The following is a 19,717-nucleotide window of genomic DNA, read 5'->3' as shown; positions in this document are numbered from 1 at the left end:
CCGCACCCGATCCCGGATCGGACGGGCACCCGATGGCGGACCCGGCCTCCCTTTGCCTTTTGTAAAAACGGACTCTTCGGGTCCAGTAGATCCACCACCGAGGGAGGTGGGAGGCCGTGAACGGCCCTGGGTCTCCGTGGTCCCGCCTCGTGGACAGCATCTGGTTCTGGCTGGTGGCCAGCAACGTTTTCTTCTTCGTCGTGTACCTGCTCTGGGGTGCCTGGGACGTGCTGCGGATTCCCGCCCGCTAGGAGGTGAGGGATGGCGCCGGGCGCATGGTGGGAGGAGCGGGTCCATCCTCTGGAACGGGCTTGGGTCACGATCGCGTTCTTCATCGCCGTGGTCTTCTTCTCCGCCATGATGCTCATCTGGCACGGGGTGGGCCGTCAAAACGTCACGGGCCGGGCCTACCGGGTGGATCCGAAAGCGTACCAGGCGGAGGTGGAGCGGTTCGTGCAGCAGTACAAGGTGGGGGAGGAAGCGGGGCAACCTGTGGTGGCGCCTCCCCCCGGAAGCGACGTGTACATGCTGGCTCAGCGCTTCCGCTTCTACCCCATCCTGAAGCTCAAGGCGGGCGAGCGGTACGTCCTGCACGTGGCCAGCATCGACTACCTGCACGGCTTCAGCATCACGCAACCCCACGTATGGAACCTGCAGCTGTATCCCGGATACGAGTGGGTCGTCCCCTTCGTACCGCGGGAACCCGGCACCTACCACATGGCCTGCAACGAGTTCTGCGGGGTCGGCCACGAGATGATGCTCGGGAAGATCGTGGTGGAGAGGTGAGGCCATGATCGGGGAAGCCCGCACCTGCCCCGTGACCGGGTTCCGGGTCCACCGGGCCGCGGAGGACCTGGTGAAGGCGAACGCGGTGGCCGCGGTGGTGGCGCTGTTGCTGGGCGGGATCGCCGCCGTGGTGGTCCTGTTCACCCGCTGGATGGGCGCCTTCCCGCCCGAGACCTTCTACCAGTCCCTGGCCCTCCACGCGTGGAACATGCTGATCTTCTGGATCATCTTCTTCGAGATCGCCCTGCTGCACTTCGCGGGCAGCATCATGCTGAACACCCGGCCCGCGAGTCCCGCGGCCGCGTGGCTGGCGTTCGGCCTCATGGTCCTGGGCGCGTTGACGGTGAACCGCGCGATCCTCACGAACCCCCTCAACCACCTGTCCTTCCAGCCCTACCCGCCCCTGCGGGGAACGCCCGACTTCTACCTGGGGACCATCCTGTTCGCGGTGGGAGCCCTGGTGGGGGTCGGGCACTTCTTCGCCACGGTCCACAGGGCGTATCGGGAGCGCACGCACGAGGGGCCGCTTCCCCTGGTGGTCTTCGGCGCCTTCGTGGCCGCGGTGCTGGCCGTGGCCACGCTCCTGGTGGGGGCCCTGGTGTACGTCCCCGCGTTCCTGTGGTCCGTGGATGTCCTGCCGAACCTCGACCCCTTCCTGTGGAAGCTGGCGTACTGGGGGTTCGGGCACCCCTCCCAGCAGATCAACCTGGCGGCCACCATCACCGTGTGGTACCTGCTGGCCCAGCTGACCGTGGGCGGGCGGACCCCCAGCGAGAAGGTTTCCCGGGCCGCCTTCGTCCTGTACCTGGTGGCCATCAACCTGGGAAGCGCCCACCACCTGCAGACCGAGCCGAGCGGAGCCCTGTCCGTGGGCTGGAAGTGGGTCAACACGGGCTACCTCATGCACCTGGCGGTACTGGGGAGCATGATCCACGCCTTCGCGGTGCCCGGAAGCGTGGAGGTGGGCCAGCGGCTGCGGGGGTACACCCGGGGCCTGTTTGAGTGGCTGGTGCGCGGCCCGTGGCACAACCCCGCGTTCACGAGCCTGGTCCTGTCGGTAGCCCTGTTCGGTTTCCTGGGAGGAACCACGGGCGTGATCGCCGGGACCGAGCAGCTGAACTTGAAGTGGCACAACACCACAGCCATCATGGGGCACTTCCACGGGGTCGTGGTGGCCGGCACCACCCTCGCCTTCATGGGGGTCACGTGGTACGTCCTGCCCCTCGTCTTCCGGCGCCGTGTGGTGGCCGAACGCTGGGCCCGCTGGCAGCCGTGGCTGTTTGGAATCGGGGTGGGCCTGCTGGTGCTGGCCTTCCTGCAGCTGGGCGTCCGGTACGGGCTGCCGCGCAAACAGCCCGACATCTTCCGCTTCCGGGGTCTGCCGCTGGCCTTCCAGTGGCCGGCGGAGGTCTACGCCCTGCTGACCGTGGCAGGTGTCGGAGGAGTCCTAGCCCTTCTCGGCGGCGCTCTGTTCGTCGTCCTGGTGGTGGCCACGGTGCTGGCCGGCTCGCGCCTGACGGACGAGGAGCTGCGGCGGGAGTACGCGCTTCCCGTACCGGCCGGCAATCCGGGACACCCGACGAAGGAGGTGCCCGCGGTCCCCGGCACCTTCGTCCTGTGCCTGCTCTTCGCGGCCTTCTTCGTCCTCATGTACTTGGGCAACTACTGGAACCTCTCCCGCTCCTGGCCCATCGGCCGCTGAGGGCAGGATGGCACCGAACGGCCGCGGCGGCGTGGTGGCATGGGTGGAGGTCTCCCTGGCCGCCGCGGCCATGGCCGGGCTCCTGGCCGTCCTCATCACCGCGGGAAGGCTTGCGCCCCTTGTGCGCCACATCCCTCCCGAGCTCTTCTACAAGGCACTGGTGGGCCACGTGACCTTCTCCCTGGTGGTGTGGCTGATGAGCTGCAGCGCCGCGGTGGCCCTCCACCGGTCCGGTACCCGGCCGGCCCCCCTCAGCCCGTACCTGGCCATCCTCGGCCTGGGTGGGTTATTGGCAGGCCTTGCACTCCCTGGCCGGCCCGTGGTGGTGGACTACCTCCCCTACGTGGCCTCCCCGATCTACGCGGTGGGCTACGGACTCGTGGCCCTCGGCGCGCTCTCGGCCCTCACTCCATGTCTGCGGATTGAGGGTCGGGAGATCTCCGCCCATGGCGCCCGCTCCCTGGCCCTGGCGTACATCGCGAGCCTCCTGGCGGCTGCGGTGGGCCTGGGACGGATCGGGACGGCCAACCCGCAGGTGGCCCTATGGGGAGCCGGGCATGCCCTGCAGTTCGTGTACGTGACCGCCCTGGCCCTCGCCTGGCACGCCTTGGCGGAGGCCGGATACGGAGTCCCCCCCGCGGACGGACCCGCGGCCCGTTCCGCCTACACCCTCTCCGCCCTCCTCCCCTTCCTCTCCATCCTGCTCTACTTGGCCCCGGATCCATCCGGCCTGCCCCGCTGGACCCTGACGAACGCGGCCCTGGGAGGAGCCCTGAGCATCCCCACCCTGCTCCACCTCTCGGCGATCCTCCCCCGCATCCGCGAGGCTTCCCCCAGGCCCGGCGGATCCATCGAACGGACGGCCCTGTGGTGGTCCGTGGGCCTGTACCTGCTGGGCGGAATCCTCGCGCCCATCGGCGCCGTCCAGAGCCTCCGGATCACCGCCCACTACCACGCCATGCTGGTGGGCGGGGTGACCACGGCCTTCATGGGGATGGTGTACCGGATGCTGGAGGAGAACGGGTACGGGGTCTTGCCCCGCGCGGGCAGGGCGCAGCTGAACCTTTTCGGGGGCGGGGCGATGCTCACGGTGGCCGCCCTGCTCCTGGCCGCGGGATCCGGAATGCCCCGAAAGGCCTATCTGGCGGGCCCGCACCCCTGGAACCTCCCCCTCGCCCTGCTGGCGGCCGCGGGCTTGCTTGCGGCCTGCGGGGGCGGGTGGTTTCTGATCTCCGCCTGGCGAATCCTGAGTCGCCGGGCTCCTGAGCCTGCCGCGATCCCGGCCCTCCTGCGGGGACCGTAGGCTTATCCGAGAAGCCCCCTCCGGTGCCGCCCCCGCAAAAGACTTCCCTCCTGGAATCGTCGGAGGGAGAACATCCTCAAGTCCACCGTGGGCTCCTCGCCCACCATCCACCGACTCAGCTCCTCGCCCAGGGCCGGGCTCAGCTTGAACCCGTGCCCGCTGAAACCCGCGGCCAGGTAAAGCCCTTCAATCCCCTCCACGGGACCCAAGATGGGCTGCCAGTCCGGGGTGACGTCGTAGAGGCTGGCGTACCCACCGCGGAACTGCGCCTCCTGGGCCCCCGGGAATCGCGCGCTCCACAGGCGCGCCACCCGCTCCACGAAGTCTAGGTCCACGCTTGTGGTAAAACCGTCCGGGTCCACGATCTCCTCCGGCTCTTCCTCCAGCACGCCCACGAGGGCCGTACCCCCCGTCTCCGGCCGCGCGTAAAAGCCCAGGGCGAGGTCCTCCACCACGAATCCCAGGGATCCAAAGGCCTCCGGCGGCGCGAGGTGCACCACCTGCTCCCGGGCCGCCACGATGGGAAGATCCACGCCGAGGGGCCGCAGGAGCGCCGTGCTCCACGCGCCCGCGGCCACGAGAACCGTCCGCGTGTCCACGACCCCCGCGTGGTGCGCACGCGGGCGACCCTCCCGCCTCGCACCTCGATGGCCTCCGCCCGAACTCCCTCCTCGATCTGTGCGCCGTGCTCCCGGGCCGCGGCGGCGAACGCCGTGGCGGTGGCGTACCCGTCCGCGAACCCACTCTCCGGCTCGTACGCCCCACCCGCGATCCCCTCCGGGTTCAGCCGGGGGTCCAGCCGCACCACCTCTTCGGCCGTGAGGATCTCCACCTGAACCCCCAGGCGGCGCTGGAGCGCCACGTTGGCCACTAACCCTTCCCACTCCGCCTCCGGCACCAGCAGCAGGAAGCCCGTGCGGGTGAAGTCCGCGCTGCGGCCCGTGAGGGCCTCGAAGCGAGCGAACGCATCAAGGCTGCGCAGGGCAAGCCGGATGAGGGGCTCGTGGGAGTAGTGCAGCCGGATGATCCCCACGGTGCGCCCGGTGGGACCCGTGCCCACCCGGTCCCGTTCGAGGAGAAGCACTGTGTGCTTCGCGCCCCGTGCCAGGTGGAAGGCAACGCTGGCGCCGATGCACCCGCCGCCGATGATGACCACGTCCGCAGGTGCCATGCACCTCCATTGTACTCCCGCCTTGCCGCGGCCTGAGGCACCCGGTAAACTTAAAGCCGTGATCGAGCGGCAGGTTACCGTCTTCTTCGCGCCCCGCCAGTGTATCTGTCCTGTGCGGGGGCTGAGGCTACCCGCGTAGCCTTACCCCCGCTTCCCCGGGAATCCCGAAACCTTCCTGGAGGGTTACCCCATGCGTGCGGACAACCCGGTTCCCCTGGAGACGGAAGCGCCCGCGGACGCGGTGCTGGACTGCCGGGGCCTGCTGTGCCCGCTGCCCCTCCTGAAGGCCCAGGAGGCCCTCCGTGGCCTTCGGATCGGGCAGGTGCTGGAAGTGCTTGCGACGGATCCCCAGGCCGAGGCCGACCTCCGGAACTGGGCCCGGCAGGGGGGGCACGAGGTCGAACCGCTCGCCGGACGGGACGGGATTTACCGGTTCCGGATCCGCCGGATGCGCTGAGGGGGTGGATGGCCGTGGCGCGGTGGCCCGCGATTCTCCTGGCACTTTTGCTGAACGGGTTCCTCGCACTCCAGATGCTCCTTGCCCAAGAAGAGGGACGGAGCCCGGAAGCCCCGGCCCTGGTCCTCCGGGACGACGCCGTGCTGAAGCGGGTGGTACGGCCGGGAGAGCGCACGGTGGTGGAGGTGCGCACCGTGGGCCTCGTGGAGGTGGTGATCTACGAGCACAATGGGAACTCCGAGGAGCTCGCGCAGTTCCGCGCCGGGCAGATCCCCCGCACCGCCAAGGTGTTCACCCACGTGAAGGAGCTCCGCTACCCGCTCGCCAGCGACTCCGGCAGCGAGTTCCACCTGCGCATCCGCCATCTCCTCCCCGGAGAGACCTCCCTCCGGTACGAGCCGGGCACCATCGAGGAGGCCATGGCCCGCCTGCGCAGAGGTCAGAACCTCGTGCGCAACCAGGGCACGGTCCAGGTGCGGGGCGGACGCCTGCTGCTCCCGGTTTACCAGCTCGTGCCCGGCACCCTCCTCCGGGTGGAGGTGCGGTCCGGGAAGGGCGTCGTGGGCTTGCTGAGGACCCGGGACTACCTGGAGGTGCGGGACGGGCGGGCTTCCCTGCAGAGCCGGTGCGGACCGAATACCTGCCTGCTGACCTCCTCCGGCCGTGGGATGGTGGAGCTGTACCTCGCGGACTACGAGGACCGGTACCTGGTGGCGGAGGGGGAGGATCTCGTCTTCTCCTATCAGGTGATCGCCACGCCGGAAGTCCTGAATTACATCGCCACGTGCACCTAAGGGGTGAAGCGATGGATCGGCTCACGCGAAGGCAGGTCCTCAAGGTGTTGGGCGGGGCCACCCTGGCCGCGGCCACCGGGGGCTTCGGGAAGGGACTCCTGGGCTGGGCCACAGCCCAGGAACCCAGCCGGCCGCTCCTGCCCCGCCCCGGCCGCCGGGTGGTGATCGTCGGCGCGGGCATCAGCGGCGCCATGTGCGCCCGGACCCTGCGCAAGCTGGCCCCTGAGGTGGAGGTGGTGGTGCTGGAGCGCAACCCCACCTACGTCTCGGGTCCCTCCCACGTGGACTACATCGTGGGCCTGGAGGATCCCAAGAGGGTCACGGTGAACTTCGAGGGGCTTGAGCGGGACGGGATCAAGGTCCTCCGGACTCCCGTCACGGGGCTGCGCCTGCGGGACAACCGGGTGATCACGCCGCGGGGCTTCGTGGAGTACACGGTGCTCGCGGTGGCCACGGGACTGGTTCCCGCGGAGGACGAGATCCGCAACCTCCTGGAGAACCGCAGGCTGAGCCCGCACGCATGGACCTGGGCGGGGACCCTGGAGCTGCGGCATGCGGTGGAGGCGTTCCGGGGCGGGACCTTCGTCATCGCGGTTCCTCCTCCCCCCTACAAGTGCCCTCCGGGTCCGTACGAGATCGCGTGCCTGGTCCAGGAGTACTGGAGGAACAAGGGGGTGCGCGCGGAGGTGGTGGTGCTGGATGCCAGCGACCGGCCCCAACCGCCTGCCCTCGCGGATCTGTGGCGCCGGATCCTCTCCGAGAAGGGCATCGTCTACAAGCCCTCCTTCAAGGTGGTGGAGCTGGACCCCTCCACCCGCACCCTCATCTCCGACCGGGGCGAGCGGCAGCGGTTCGACCTCGCCAGCGTGATCCCGCCCCAGCGGGCGCCCCTGTTCGTGGAGGAGGCAGGGCTGGGGACTCCCTTCATCCCCATCGACCCCGCCACCTTCCGCACGCGGGCGCAGGAGAACGTCTACGCGTTCGGGGACGTGGCGGCTTCCCCCTTCACCAAGTCCGCCTTCACCGCCTTCCTGCAGGGCCGCAACGCCGCCTACGCCATCGCCCGGGCCCTGGGGCGGGATCGGGGGGAACCGGATCCCGTCTTCAACCAATGCTGGCCCTACGTCTCCCGCAGGGAGGCCCTCCTGGTGGAGGCCGCCTGGGACCGGGAGGGACGGCCCGTCGGAGCCCGCAGCCGAACCGCGCCCGCCAGTCCCAAGCACGTGGAGGACCGGAAGCGTTGGGAGTACGGGATCCTGCGGGCCGCGTACGGCTGATCCGGAACGTCCTCACGGTCCTCCTCCTCGCGGCCTTCTTCGTAGGCTGCCGGACCGGGGGCCGGTCGGCAGGCGGAGAACAGCTCCTCGTGGTCACCGCGGATGTGGGGATGCGGTTCGGCGGCCGCGTCCCCGGCCCCACCCTCCGGGTCCGGACGGGACGGCCGGTGCGGCTCGTGCTGGAGAACCGGGATCGCCTCCAGCACGATCTGTGGGTGGTGGGCCCGCGGGAGCGAGCCCCGTATCTGGAGCCCGCCTTCCCCGGCGCGAAGACCCGGGTCCTGGGACCCGGGGAGCGGGAGGAGATCCGGTTCGTAGCGGACCGGCCGGGCCGGTACCGGTACGTGTGCACGGTACCGGGGCACGACGTCACCATGTACGGGGAGTTCGTGGTGGAGGAGTGAGGAGGTGAGTCCGACGGCGGCTGCGGCGGCGGTGGTGGCCCTGAGCGCGGCCACCGCGGGGCTGGCCTGGGCTCAAGGCCTGCGGGCCGCCGCCATACTCCTCCTGCTGGGACTGGGCTACGGCTTCGTGCTGCAGCGCACGCGGCTGTGCTTCGCCTCCGCCCTGTACGGGAACCGGGAACTGCTGCGGGGGATCCTCCTGGGGCTGGCAGCGGCCTCCGTGGGATCCGCCCTGGTGATGGAACTGGGGTTAAACCGCGCGCCCCGCATCCCCTTCGGATGGCACACCCTCGTGGGCGCCTTTCTGTTCGGCCTAGCCATGCCCTTTGCGGGCGGGTGCATGACGGGAACCCTGTACCGCCTCGGCACGGGACAGCCCAAGAGCCTTGCGGCCTTTTTGGGAATCCTCGTAGGGAACGGTCTCGGTGCCGCGTACGCCTGGCCCTACACGGAGCGGCTCCTGGAATGGGGGTGGCGGATCTACCTCCCGGATCTCATCGGCCTCGGCCCCGCCACCCTCCTCAACATGGCCATCCTGGGAATCCTGCTGCTACGCCTCCGTCCGCACGAGAGCGCGCTCTCCTCCCCCCGTCCGGGGACGTTTCTCGACCGCGCCCTCCGGCATCCCTGGCCCGCGTGGGCGGGCGGGCTGGTCTTTGCGCTCCTGTTCGTGATCCAGTTCGCGTACCACTCCGCCCTGGGGGTGCAGCTGCCCCTGGCCCGGTTCGTGCTGTGGGTGGTGGGGACCGCGGAGGCGGGGGTGCGGGAGCTCCCGTGGGCGCGGTACTGGGGGATGCGGATCCCGGCCCTCGACCCGGGGTTCCACCTGGACGCGGGCCTGATCCTGGGCGCGCTCACGGGGGCCCTGGCCGCGGGCGAGTTCGTGGGCTTCCGCCCCTGGCGGGCCAGAGATGCCGCCGTGGGGTTCCTGGGGGGCCTCGTGATGGGCGTGGCCGTGTGGGTGGCCATCGGCTGCAACGTCTCGGGCTTCTGGAGCGCGGTGGCCACCCTGCGGGTGGACGGGTGGATCTACGCCCTGGGTCTGTACCTGGGGGCCCGAACGGGACTGAGGGCCACCGCCTTCCTCGTAGGTCGAGGGTTCCTCTGAAATTCAGGCTCACACCCGATGTCCCATCGGATCGGGAACCGATGGATCCGGGGATCTTTGGGGGCTATCCGTAGGTGTGGACTGAAAGAGTCCACAGGATCAGAACCATCCGGGACAGCACGTTCGCCGGGGTGTGAATGTGCTGTCCCAAGCTCTTTTTGGGGCAATTGAGGAGAATCCGGATCTGTTGAATCCGACTTTTGCCTGATCCGCGCAGGCATCCGAGGAGGTGGCCGCCGTGGACCAAGGCTTCCGCATCACCCGCCGGGAGTTCCTCGCAAGCCTTCCCGCCGCTGCCGCCGCCCTCCTGAGGTCGGATCTCCCGGAGCAGCTCCTGAGCTTTTCGATCCTGCAGCCCCTCGAACCGGGTCTCAACCCCCTGCAGCGCTACCCGAACCGGGACTGGGAAAGGGTGTACCGGGAGCTGTACACCCCTGACTTCACCTTCCACTACCTGTGCGCGCCCAACGACACCCACGGCTGCCTGCTGCGCGCCAGCGTGAAGAACGGGGTCGTGGTGTACGCGGACCCCAGCTTCGGCTACGGAAAGGCCACGGACCTGTACGGCAACCAGGCCTCGGCCCGGTGGGACCCGCGCATCTGCATCAGCGGCCTCGCGTACGTCCGCCGCTTCTACTCCGACCGCCGGGTCAAGGGCCCCATGATCCGCAAAGGATTCAAGGAGTGGGTGGACGCGGGGTTCCCGCGCGACCCCGAGACGGGCCGGCCGCCCGCCCGGTACTTCGAGGGCCGCGGGAAGGAGGAGTTCGTGCGCGTGCGCTGGGACGAGGCGTTCACGTACGTGGCGAAGACGCTCCTGAACATCGCCCAGACGTACTCGGGAGAGCTGGGCAAGCAGCGGCTCCTCCGCCAGGGCTACGACCCCGACATGGTGGAGGCCATGGAGGGAGCCGGTACCCGCACCCTCAAGTTCCGCGGCGGCATGCCCTTCATCGCGCCCTTCCGGGTCGGGGGCCTCTACCGGATGGCCAACATGATGGCCCTGCTGGACGCCCACGTGCGCGGGGTGGGGCCCGAGGAGGCCAAAGGGGGCCGGCACTGGGACAGCTACTCCTGGCACACGGACCTGCCTCCGGGCCACCCCATGGTCACCGGCCAGCAGACGTTGGACTTCGACCTGTACACCGCGGAGAACGCGCGATTGATCACCCTGTGGGGCAAGAACTGGATCGCCACGAAGATGCCGGACGGGCACTGGCTCACGGAGGCCAAACTGCACGGCGCCAAAGTGGTCACCATCGCGCCGGAGTACCAGTCCAGTAGCTCCAAGGCGGACGAGGTGATCATCATCCGGCCGGGCACGGACGCGGCGCTGGCGTTGGGGATCGCGCACGTGCTGATCCGGGAACGGTTGTACGACGAGGCCTTCGTCCAGCAGTTCACGGACCTGCCTCTGTTGGTCCGCATGGACACCCTGAAGGAGCTGCGGGCCCGCGACGTGTTCCCGGACTACCGGCCGGCCCCCCTGCACAACGCCACCCGGGTGCTGAAACCCGGGGAACCCGTCCCGCCCCCGGCCGAGCAGGACGCCCAGCTGATCCCCCAAGCCCTCCGGGAGCAGTGGGACGACTTCGTGGTGTGGGACCGGAAGACCAACGCCCCCAGGGTGGTGACCCGGGACCAGGTGGGCCGCCACTTCGCGGCCACGGGGCTGGACCCGGCCCTGGAGGGCGAGTTCGAGGTCACCCTCCGGGACGGAGGCCGGGTGAAGGTCCGGCCCGTGTTCGACCTCCTCAAGCAGTACCTCCTGGACACCTGGACGCCGGAGAACACCAGCCGCGTCACGGGGGCCCCGGCGGAGGCGGTCCTGAACCTGGCCCGGGAGATCGCGCAGAACAAGACCAAGACCCTGTTCGTGACGGGGATGGGCCCCAACCACTTCTTCAACAACGACCTGAAGGACCGGGCCATCATCCTGGTGGCCGCCCTCACGAACAACATCGGCCACTTCGGCGGTACGGTGGGGAGCTACGCGGGGAACTACCGGCTCGCCCTGCTGCCCGGCATCGTCCAGTACATCAACGAGGACCCCTTCCACCCAGAGCTTGACCCCAGCCGGCCCGCCCGCACCCGCGCCTACGTGAAGGGTGAATCGGCCCACTACTTCAACTACGACGACCGGCCCCTGCGGGTGGGCCGCAAGCAGTTCACCGGCAAGACCCACATGCCCACCCCCACCAAGTCGGCCATGTGGGCCCTCTCGAACTCCATCCTCGGGAACGCCAAGTGGGCCCACAACGTCATCGTGAACACCCTCCCGAAGATCGAGATGCTGGTGGTGGCGGACTGGTTCTGGACCGCCACCTGCGAGTACGCGGACGTGGTGTTCGCGGTGGACAGCTGGGCTGAACGGAAGCTCCCGGACGTGTACGGGTCCGTCACGAACCCCTTCCTGCAGGCGTGGCCGCCCTCGCCGCTGCCGCGCATCTTCGACACCCGGGACGACCTGGAGTGCTGGGCCGGGGTCGCGGCGAAGCTGGCGGAACTCACCGGAGAGCGCCGGTTCCGCGACTACTGGCACTTCGTGCTGGAGGGCAAACCTGAGGTGTACATCGACCGCGCTTTCCGGGCCGGCAACACCACCCGCGGGTACACCTTCCAGCAACTCCTCGAGAGCTGCCGGAACGGGACCCCCCTGTACCTGCTGACCCGCACGAGCCCCAAGGTGGTGGGCTGGGAACAGACCCAGGAGAGCAAGCCCTGGTACACGAAGACCGGCCGGCTGGAGTTCTACCGGGAGGAGGACGAGTTCATCGAGTACGGGGAGAACCTACCGGTCCACCGGGAGCCGGTGGACGGCACCCACCACGAACCCAACGTGATCGTGGCCAACCCCCACCCCGCCCTGCGGCCCGCGCCCCCGGAGGCCTACGGCCTGCGGCCGGACGACCTGCGCACGGAGGTCCGGCAGGTCCGCAACGTGGTGCGCAGCCCCGAGGAGGTGGCCCGCAGCCGCCACCCCCTGCGCAAACTGGGCTACACCCACATCCTCATCACGCCCAAGTACCGGCACGCCTGCCACTCCACGGGCGCCAGCACAGACCTCGACGTGGTGTTCTGGGGACCCTTCGGGGACTTCTACCGGCACGACCGTCGCAAGCCGTGGGTCAGCGAAGGCTACATCGACCTCAACCCCGAGGACGCGAAGCGACTGGGGATCGCGGACGGCGACTACGCGTGGTGTGAGGCGGACCCTCAGGATCGTCCCTTCGTGGGCCACGAGCGCAAGCCGGAGGAGCGGCGGATCTTCCGGTGGCTCGTGCGGGCCCGCTACCACCCCAGCATCCAGCCGGGGACGGCCCGGGCCTGGTTCCACTTCTACATCGCCACCCACGGCAGCGTGGAGGGGCACGAGAAGCGGCCCGACGGGCTCGCCAAGAACCCGAGGACCAACTACCAGGCCGCCTACCGGTACGGGAGCCACCAGTCCGTCACGCGTGCCTGGCTGCGGCCCACCCTGCAGACCGATAGCCTGGTCCGCAAGGACCCCATCGGCCAGCTGCTGGGCACCGGGTTCGCGCTCGACGTCCACTGCACCGTGGGCGCGCCGAAGGAGAGCTACGTGCGGATCCGCCGGGCGGAACCGGGCGGGGAGGACGGGAAGGGCCTGTGGACTCCGGCCGCACAGGGCTTTCGGCCCCGCTTCGAGTCCGAAGCTCTGCGCCGGTACCTCGCGGGCCAGTTCATCACCGTGAAGCGGAGGTAGGCCATGCCGAAGGTGTACAACTGGCAGATCAACCGTGAGATGGACTACCCCTTCGAGGGCCACAGGCCCCGGCGGCAGGCGGCCGCGGTGTTCGACACCAACAAGTGCATCGCCTGCCAGACCTGCACCATGGCCTGCAAGACCACCTGGACCTCCGGCAAAGGCCAGGAGTACATGTTCTGGAACAACGTGGAGACCAAACCCTGGGGCTCCTACCCCCTCGCGTGGGACGTGCGGGTCCTGGAGATGCTGGGTCCTCAGGCGTGGGAGGACGGGGTGTACCGGGGAAAGACCATCTTCGAAGCTGCACCGACCGGGGAGCGGGCCCTCGGGTATCTGCCCGAGGACCTGGACTACGCCTACCCCAACCGGGGGGAGGACGAGACCAACGTCCCCGTGACCGAGGAGCGCTTCTACCTCCGCCTTCCGCACGACGCGTGGTTCTTCTACCTCCCCCGCATCTGCAACCACTGCACGTACCCCGCGTGCCTCGCGAGCTGCCCCCGCACCGCCATCTACAAGCGGCCGGAGGACGGCATCGTGCTGCTGGATCAGCAGCGGTGCCGGGGCTACCGGGAGTGCGTGAAGAACTGCCCCTTCAAGAAGGTGTTCTACAACCACACCACCCGGGTCTCGGAGAAGTGCGTGCTGTGCTTCCCCGCGGTGGAGCGGGGGATCCAGCCCCGGTGCATGCGCAACTGCATCGGGAAGATCCGCACCTTTGGATTCATCAGCACCCCCGACCGCGCCCGGCCTGACAACCCCGTGGACTTCCTCGTGCACGTGCGCAAGGTGGCCCTGCCCCTGCTGCCGCAGCTGGGCCTGGAGGCCAACGTCTACTACATCCCGCCCGTGCACGTGGGAAACCTGCGGTTCCTCCAGATGCTGTTCGGGCCCGGGGTGGAGGGTGCCATCGCCGCGTACCGCCGGGCCATGGAGGGCAAGGACGAGGAGCTGCGGGGGGTGCTGCTGCTCGCGGTGAGCACGGACCGCATCGTGCACCGGTTCCGCGTGGCCCGGGGCCAGGTCTACGGCTACGACGAGCGCGGCGAGGAGGTGGTGCGGGTGCCGCTCCGGGAGCCCACCATGGTGCGACCAGCCTACGACCCGCAGCACAGGGCCTATCGGTACAACGTGACGTGAGGTGGACCATGGGGGAGCGGAAACTGACCCGACGGGAAGTCCTGATGGGGCTTGTGGGTCTCGGTACCATCGCCCTCTCCGAGCCCGTGCAGGCCCAGCCCGCCCAGCAAGCGGCTCTGCTCTCCGTACGGATCCCCTCCCCCGTCCCCGTGGATCCCGAGGCGGAGGTCTGGCGGCGTGCGCGCACCGTGGAGATCGGCCTCCTTGGCCAGGCCATGGTTCACCCTTTCAAGATGCGTCCCTCGGTGCCCTCCGTGCAGGCGCGGTCCCTGCACGACGGGGAGCGGATCGCGTTCCTGGTGGAGTGGCGGGATCCGCGGCCTGATCGGCGCACCGTCAAGACCCGGGAGTTCAAGGACGGGTGCGCGGTGATGCTGTTGCCGGGGGAGGCCGGTTCCACGGAGTGGATGATGGGGACCCCGAAGATGCCCGTGACCGTCCTGCACTGGCGGGCGGACTGGCAGCTGGACCTGGACCAAGGGTTCCAGGACCTGGAAGCGGCGTTCCCCAACGTGGCCTTCGACTTCTACCCGCCGCTTGTGGGCGTCGACCGTCCGAAGCTGCCGGAAGGCTATCCCGCCGAAGCCCGCAGGTGGTTGCCCGGCTGGTACGCAGGCAACCCGCTCTCCCAGCCAGGCAAGCGGAGTCCGGTGGAGAAACTGGTGGCGCAGGGCGCGGGGACGCTGGAGCAGCTCCCCACGCAGAACGCCACCGGTCGGGGCGTGTGGAGGGACGGACGGTGGCGGGTGGTGCTGAGCAAACCCCTGCGCGCCACAGACGCCCGGGAGCTCACCCTGGCACCGGGCGGCACCTACGCGGTGGCGTTCGCCGTGTGGCAGGGAGCCACGGGCGACCGGGGAGCCCGGAAGTCCATTACCCTCCTGAACCGGCTGCGGCTCGCGCCATGACCCCGCTTCCGGACCGTCTCCTCCTCAGGGCCTTGGCGTATGGGGCCCTGGCGCGGCTGTTCTCGCCCTTCTCCGACGGCGAGATCCCCGCAGAGGCCCTCTCCCGCCTGCAGGAGGCGGTGGAAGGGCTGGAGATGGAGGAGCCCGCGACGCACCTGCGGGCCTTACGGGCGGACGCGGAGCAGGACCCGGAAGGGTACCGGACCGAGTACCTGCGGCTGTTCGTGCGGGCTGAAGCTCCACCGTACGAGGCCTCCACCGGGACTTCTGCCGGAGCGTCCGGCGGCCCCAACCTGCAGCTGCTGGCGGATGTGGCGGGATTCTACCGGGCGTTCGGGTTCGAGGCCCGGGGCGAGCGGCCAGACCATCTCGCCGCGGAGCTGGAGTTCCTGGCCCTCCTGTGCCTACTGGAGGCGCGCGCGCTCCTTGCCGGACAGCCGGAGGAGGCCCGGGTGTGCGCGGAGGCCCGGGCGTCCTTCCTCCGGGACCACCTCCTGACCTGGCTTCCCACCTTCCAGGAGAAAGTGGAGCACCTCACCTCCCGTCCCGCCCTCCGCCACCTGGTGGGCCTGACCGTACGCCTGATCCAGGCAGACGCTGCCTCTGCACCCGTAAGTTGACGGGGTTCTGGAGGTCTCTTATGTATCGGACAGGAGACCCTGCCCGAGGGCCTCCGGGGTGGGGAGATGGGCCATCCGATCCCCTTTGTCTCCGCGGTGGGGTTCGCCGCGGCCTTGTGGCTGGGGGCGTATCTGTGGACCGCGGGACGAAACCAGCAGACGGCCAAGTGGGCGGCAGCCAGCTTCTTTTCCTTGGCCTTCTATTTTCTGCACGCGGTGCTGTGCCTGCACGTGCCGGCGGTGCACGCGGGCTTTCTCTGGCGCAGATTCCTCGGGTGGTTCATCGTCCCCTTCTTCGCCCTCTGGGTACACACGACCGCGGAGGCCTCAGGCAATTTCCGGCACCGGCGAGATCGGCTTCCCCTGCTCGCCTTGGATGCTGGGGCGATGGCCCTCGCGGGCATCTGGCTGTGGGGTAGGTGGACGTTCACCTCCACCGCCCTGCATCCCGCGGAGCTGCGCCTCCCCGTGGCCGTGTACGGAGCCGCCGCCGGCGCAGCCGCCTCGATCATGTGGCTGTTTTCCCGGAACGACGTCGTACGGCCGGCGATGGCGCTCGCCTCGGGCCTTCGGTCTGGGCGGGGCAATCCTGTCCCCTCCGCTCCCCCCTGGCCTCCCCCCGCAGGTTCCCATCCTGGCTGGGGAGAGCCTGCTCATTTTCGGGGTCATGTGCTCCGGGATCGCGGTGGGCCGCACGGGCCTGTTCCTGGGCGGGAAGGCGGCGGCCAGGGATATGTGCTTGCACCTTGCCACCACGGCGTCCCTCGTCCTGGCCTACGGGGCCATCCTCGTCTTCACCACCGACTTTGCCCGGCGCCTCCGTTTCGATCCCCTGATCCTGGGGGCCATCGCCGTCCTTGGCTTGGTGGTTCTCACGCACCTCCTCGCGGACGATCTCCGCGCCCTGTGGGACCATCTGTTCTTCCCCACCCTGGCCCCTCTCCGGTTACACCTCCGCTCCTTGACCAGCGAGCTCTCTAGGGACGACCGCATGGCCGCCGTGCAGAAGATCTTAAGCGGCGCCAGAAGCGTCCTCCGCGCCCGGTGGGTCCGCCTGGATCTCCCAGGCGGTCCTGCCCTGGGCCTTCCCCGGCACATAGGAGAGGGCGGGGAAGAACACCCCCCTCCAGAGGAGGAGCGGGGTGTTCTCCGACATCCGGTTCACGCTGGGGAGCGCGCGGTGGGAGAACTCCTGGTGGGCCCCCACGAGGATGGCAGACCTTACGGCCAGGAGGAACTCCTTTGGCTTTCCTATTTCGCCGGTCAAGTCTCCCTCTTCCTCTCCCACGAGGTGACGGCCCGGGAGGAGGTGGGACAGCTGGAGGAGGCCCTCCGGCGGCTGAGAGAGATCCGGGAACAGCAACTCCGCCTTGGAAGCGAGGCGCGACAAACCGTCCTCTCCTCCGCCCTGCTGCGGCCGGATGAGGTCCGGTGGATCCTGCGGATGAGCGCCTCCCCCCGCCTGGGCGAGATGGTGTGTTCCGCACATGGTCGTCTGAACTTTCTGCATCCTCTGGGGCCTGAGAGGGTCGGGCACCTGCTCCGGAAGGCGCTGGAGGCCAGCGTGGAGGAGATCCGCCCTGGGGAGGAGGGACCCTCTCTGGCCGAGCTCCGGGACCGGCCTGTACGGAGGAAACGGAAGACCCGGCTCCCCCTCCTGTGGGCCGAGTATTACATCGCCAGGTTGCTCCTGGCAGGGTACACCATCGAGGCCATCGCGGAGGAGCTGGAGCTCTCCCCCCGGCAGATTCACTACCACCTCGACCGTTTGGCGATCCGCCTTGCCCCCCTCCTGGAGGCCCGCTTGCGGGAAATTTCAACGTAACCGCAGCCCCTTTGCTGGCAGAACTCGTTGATCTCCTACCCGAACCGGGCGGAAGTTAGAGAAGCGATGGATCGGGTTCGACCCCGGGGGGTCGTCGGGGCGGCGGTCAGCGTCCTCGTCATCGCGGGGTACTTCCTCCCGATCTGGGAGATGCGGGCGGATGTTCGGGGCCTTGGGATGTTCCGGGAGCCGTTCATCGATCTGCGGATCAGCGGCACCGGCATTGCCGGCCACCTCCAGTCCTTCAACCGGTTCGGACACATGTTCGGCATCCGCCCCATCCGGTCCGAGGCGTTCGTCGAGCTGCGGCTGTTCCCCATGGCCGTGGCCGCGGCCGTGGTCCTTACCCTCCTGTGGGTGGTCCAGGGCCGGAGCTGGCAACGCTGGGTGGTCCTCCTCCTGCTCTGGGGGCTACCTGCAGGGGCCATCGGCCTCACCCAGTTGAGGCTCGCCCACATGGCCTACACGCGGGATCCCATGGCCTCGTACTACATGGACGTCCGCGACCTCTTGCTGCCGGTGTTCGGCACCAAGAAGATCCTGGGCGCGACGATCTACACCTGGCCTGGGCCGGGGCTCTTGCTGTTCGTGGTCGCCGCCCTCCTGTGGACCCTTGCACCTTCCAGACTGCAAAAGCCGTGAAGGGAGGGGATGGGGATGCACGAGAAGTCCGCGAGCCGAAGGACGAGAACCCCCGTCGACGAGGTTCTCCTGCATGCGAGGGAACTGGAGGCCTCCGAGCCTCCCCTGACCCACGAGCAGGTGGAGGTCCTGTGGAGGACCGCCCGGGACTACATGGGCCGCCGGGACTTCCTCCGGCTGCTGGCCCTGGGGGGTGCCGCCGCGGTCCTGGCGGCCATGGGCGAGTGCCGGCAGTTCCGCGTGGTGGCCGAGGCGGCCCCTGCAGGGCCCGAACGGCGCCTCGGCCCGCTGCCGAGCCACTTCCCGGAGCCCCGCACTGAGGAAAAACCCTACGTGAAGGACCTCAGCCGTCACTGGCGACTGGATCCTCTGAACTACGCCCTGCGCTATGAGAACCTGAAGTACGGGGACATCAACGTCCCCACCTCCCTGTACTACGTCCGAACCCACCACGCGGGCGTCATCGTGGACCACACGAAGTGGAAGCTGGTGGTGGAGGGGCCGGGGGTGACGCGCCGGCTGGAGCTCAGTTTCGACGACATCCTTCGCCTACCCTCCGTCAACCAGAACGCGTACACGGAGTGTTCTGGCAACGGCCGCTCCTTCTTCCGCGACGTCATGGGGCGGCCCGCGGAGGGGTTGCAGTGGCGGTGGGGGAGCAACAGCCAGGCCAACTGGGACGGGGTTCCGCTTCGGGAGATTCTGGAGCGGGCGGGCGTCAAACGGGAGGCCGTAGCCGTTAACCTCATCGACCTGAGTGCCAAGAAATACAACCGGCCGATCTCCATCGAGGAGGCGATGTTCCCAGGGACCATCCTCGCGTACGGCATGAACGGAACATGGCTCCCCTGGGATCACGGCTGGCCCCTCCGGGCCGTGGTCCCCCGCTGGACCTGCGCCTCGATGGTCAAGTGGATCGGGACGATCTACGTGGACACAAAACCCATCTGGGTGGAGTGGAACACGGAGAAGTACATCTTCGAGGGGCCCGATTTTCCGCCGCAGCCGCCCGCCCGGGGGGTGCCGGTCACCTTCACGACCATTCGGAGTGCTTTGGCGTTGAAGTGGGTGGAGCCGGACGACCCAGTCCCTCACCGCTTGCGGCCGGGCCCGAACCGCATCTGGGGATTCGCCTGGTCTCCGTTTGGGAAAATCCGCAGCGTGGACTATGCCATCGTCCGCCTGAGCACGCTGGACGACTGGAAGAAGGTGGACCCCGCGGATCGGACGAGGGTCAGGTGGCAGCGTGCACGCCTGAGTTCTCGGCAACGGAGCGAGATCGAGTGGGTTCGGTTCGAGTTCGAGTGGGACGCGTCACCCGGGCTGTACGGCATCCTGACTCGCGCGACCGACGAGAAGGGGAATGCCCAGCCGCTGGAAATGCCGAAGTGGAACAAACTTGGGTACGGATGGAACCGGCCCGTGGCGCATCCGGTGCAGGTGGGGTAACGCCCTTGCCGGGGCGTTGATCCTGGGCGCCGCGGTCAAGGTGGGGCTGAGCGCTGCCCTCCCCCGCGGCGTCCAGGACCAGATCGAGCGGGGAGAAAGGCTGTACGCCTTCTACTGCGCCTCCTGCCACGGCCGCCGGGGTGAGGGAGGAGATCGGGTGCCAGCCCTCATCGGGCCGTCCCGGCAGTACTGCCGCCGCTTCGCCACTGCCCTGGACCTGTACCGGTGGGTCGCCCGACAGATGCCCCCTGAGGACCTGCTGCGACCGCAGGAGTACTGGGACATCCTGGCCTTCCTGCTGGACGCGAACGGGGAACTCCCTCGAGCCCGGGTCCTGAACCCGGAAACCGCGGGCCGGATCTCCCTCGGCATCTCCTGCCGGAAGGGGCCCTGAACGTACA

At 69.0% G+C, this 19,717-nt stretch carries 17 protein-coding genes and 1 pseudogene; 17 read left to right on the top strand and 1 reads right to left on the bottom strand.

From position 1 onward, the window contains the following. Positions 1-116: 116 nt before the first annotated feature. Genes QN206_05165 through QN206_05150 form a run of 4 tightly spaced genes read left to right on the top strand, consistent with a single transcriptional unit; the run spans position 117 to position 3,791 of the window. The gene (locus QN206_05165) at positions 117-251 is read left to right on the top strand and encodes a hypothetical protein (GenBank protein ID MDR7614195.1); all 135 of its coding nucleotides are present in this window, start codon (positions 117-119) and stop codon (positions 249-251) included. Positions 252-261: 10 nt separating this feature from the next. Then, positions 262-786 (top strand): cytochrome C oxidase subunit II, encoded by a 525-nt coding sequence (locus QN206_05160; protein MDR7614194.1) that lies wholly within the window; start codon positions 262-264, stop codon positions 784-786. Positions 787-790: 4 nt separating this feature from the next. Further along, the gene (locus QN206_05155; protein ID MDR7614193.1) at positions 791-2,488 is read left to right on the top strand and encodes a cbb3-type cytochrome c oxidase subunit I; all 1,698 of its coding nucleotides are present in this window, start codon (positions 791-793) and stop codon (positions 2,486-2,488) included. Positions 2,489-2,495: 7 nt separating this feature from the next. Beyond that, positions 2,496-3,791: a hypothetical protein gene (locus QN206_05150; GenBank protein MDR7614192.1), complete on the top strand. Its 1,296-nt coding sequence runs from the start codon at positions 2,496-2,498 to the stop codon at positions 3,789-3,791. Positions 3,792-3,793: 2 nt separating this feature from the next. On the opposite strand, the pseudogene QN206_05145 reads toward QN206_05150, so the two are convergent. Beyond that, a pseudogene (locus QN206_05145) lies at positions 3,794-4,962 on the bottom strand (FAD-binding oxidoreductase). A gap of 190 nt (positions 4,963-5,152) precedes the next feature. Between QN206_05145 and QN206_05140 the strand changes: the two are divergent. The 13 genes from QN206_05140 to QN206_05080 all read left to right on the top strand — a co-directional run bounded on the left by QN206_05140 (position 5,153) and on the right by QN206_05080 (position 19,710). Further along, on the top strand, positions 5,153-5,419 hold the full coding sequence (locus tag QN206_05140) for a sulfurtransferase TusA family protein (GenBank protein ID MDR7614191.1): 267 nt from the start codon (positions 5,153-5,155) through the stop codon (positions 5,417-5,419). Positions 5,420-5,427: 8 nt separating this feature from the next. Beyond that, positions 5,428-6,213 carry a hypothetical protein gene (locus QN206_05135; GenBank protein MDR7614190.1) on the top strand — a complete coding sequence of 262 codons (786 nt, stop codon included), beginning with the start codon at positions 5,428-5,430 and terminating at the stop codon, positions 6,211-6,213. A gap of 11 nt (positions 6,214-6,224) precedes the next feature. Next, entirely contained in the window at positions 6,225-7,490 is a 1,266-nt protein-coding gene (locus QN206_05130) for an FAD/NAD(P)-binding oxidoreductase (GenBank protein ID MDR7614189.1), read from the top strand. Then, positions 7,454-7,894, top strand: coding sequence for a plastocyanin/azurin family copper-binding protein (locus QN206_05125; GenBank protein MDR7614188.1), 441 nt, complete (start codon positions 7,454-7,456; stop codon positions 7,892-7,894). The genes QN206_05130 and QN206_05125 overlap by 37 nt, the downstream gene beginning before the upstream one ends. Positions 7,895-7,898: 4 nt before the next feature. Continuing rightward, positions 7,899-9,002: a YeeE/YedE family protein gene (locus QN206_05120; protein MDR7614187.1), complete on the top strand. Its 1,104-nt coding sequence runs from the start codon at positions 7,899-7,901 to the stop codon at positions 9,000-9,002. A 238-nt stretch (positions 9,003-9,240) separates the two neighbouring features. Further along, positions 9,241-12,729: a molybdopterin-dependent oxidoreductase gene (locus QN206_05115; GenBank protein ID MDR7614186.1), complete on the top strand. Its 3,489-nt coding sequence runs from the start codon at positions 9,241-9,243 to the stop codon at positions 12,727-12,729. Positions 12,730-12,732: 3 nt separating this feature from the next. Beyond that, positions 12,733-13,872 (top strand): 4Fe-4S dicluster domain-containing protein, encoded by a 1,140-nt coding sequence (locus tag QN206_05110; protein MDR7614185.1) that lies wholly within the window; start codon positions 12,733-12,735, stop codon positions 13,870-13,872. 8 nt (positions 13,873-13,880) lie between these two features. After that, a complete protein-coding gene (locus QN206_05105; protein MDR7614184.1) occupies positions 13,881-14,780 on the top strand; it encodes an ethylbenzene dehydrogenase-related protein in 900 nt (299 codons plus the stop codon). Beyond that, the gene (locus tag QN206_05100; protein ID MDR7614183.1) at positions 14,777-15,400 is read left to right on the top strand and encodes a molecular chaperone TorD family protein; all 624 of its coding nucleotides are present in this window, start codon (positions 14,777-14,779) and stop codon (positions 15,398-15,400) included. Before QN206_05105 ends, QN206_05100 begins: the two co-directional genes overlap by 4 nt. Positions 15,401-16,067: 667 nt before the next feature. Continuing rightward, complete coding sequence (locus QN206_05095) at positions 16,068-17,225, top strand: hypothetical protein (GenBank protein ID MDR7614182.1); 1,158 nt, start codon at positions 16,068-16,070, stop codon at positions 17,223-17,225. Positions 17,226-17,291: 66 nt separating this feature from the next. Further along, complete coding sequence (locus QN206_05090) at positions 17,292-17,867, top strand: hypothetical protein (GenBank protein MDR7614181.1); 576 nt, start codon at positions 17,292-17,294, stop codon at positions 17,865-17,867. Positions 17,868-17,882: 15 nt separating this feature from the next. Beyond that, complete coding sequence (locus QN206_05085; protein MDR7614180.1) at positions 17,883-19,316, top strand: molybdopterin-dependent oxidoreductase; 1,434 nt, start codon at positions 17,883-17,885, stop codon at positions 19,314-19,316. Between the two features lie 16 nt (positions 19,317-19,332). Further along, positions 19,333-19,710 carry a cytochrome c gene (locus tag QN206_05080; GenBank protein ID MDR7614179.1) on the top strand — a complete coding sequence of 126 codons (378 nt, stop codon included), beginning with the start codon at positions 19,333-19,335 and terminating at the stop codon, positions 19,708-19,710. Positions 19,711-19,717 lie beyond the last annotated feature (7 nt).

This window comes from Armatimonadota bacterium, assembly GCA_031460175.1.
In the GTDB taxonomy this organism is placed as follows: domain Bacteria; phylum Sysuimicrobiota; class Sysuimicrobiia; order Sysuimicrobiales; family Sysuimicrobiaceae; genus Sysuimicrobium; species Sysuimicrobium tengchongense.
Note: the sequence above shows the minus strand (reverse complement) of the source record. Positions and strands in the feature narration are given on the sequence as shown.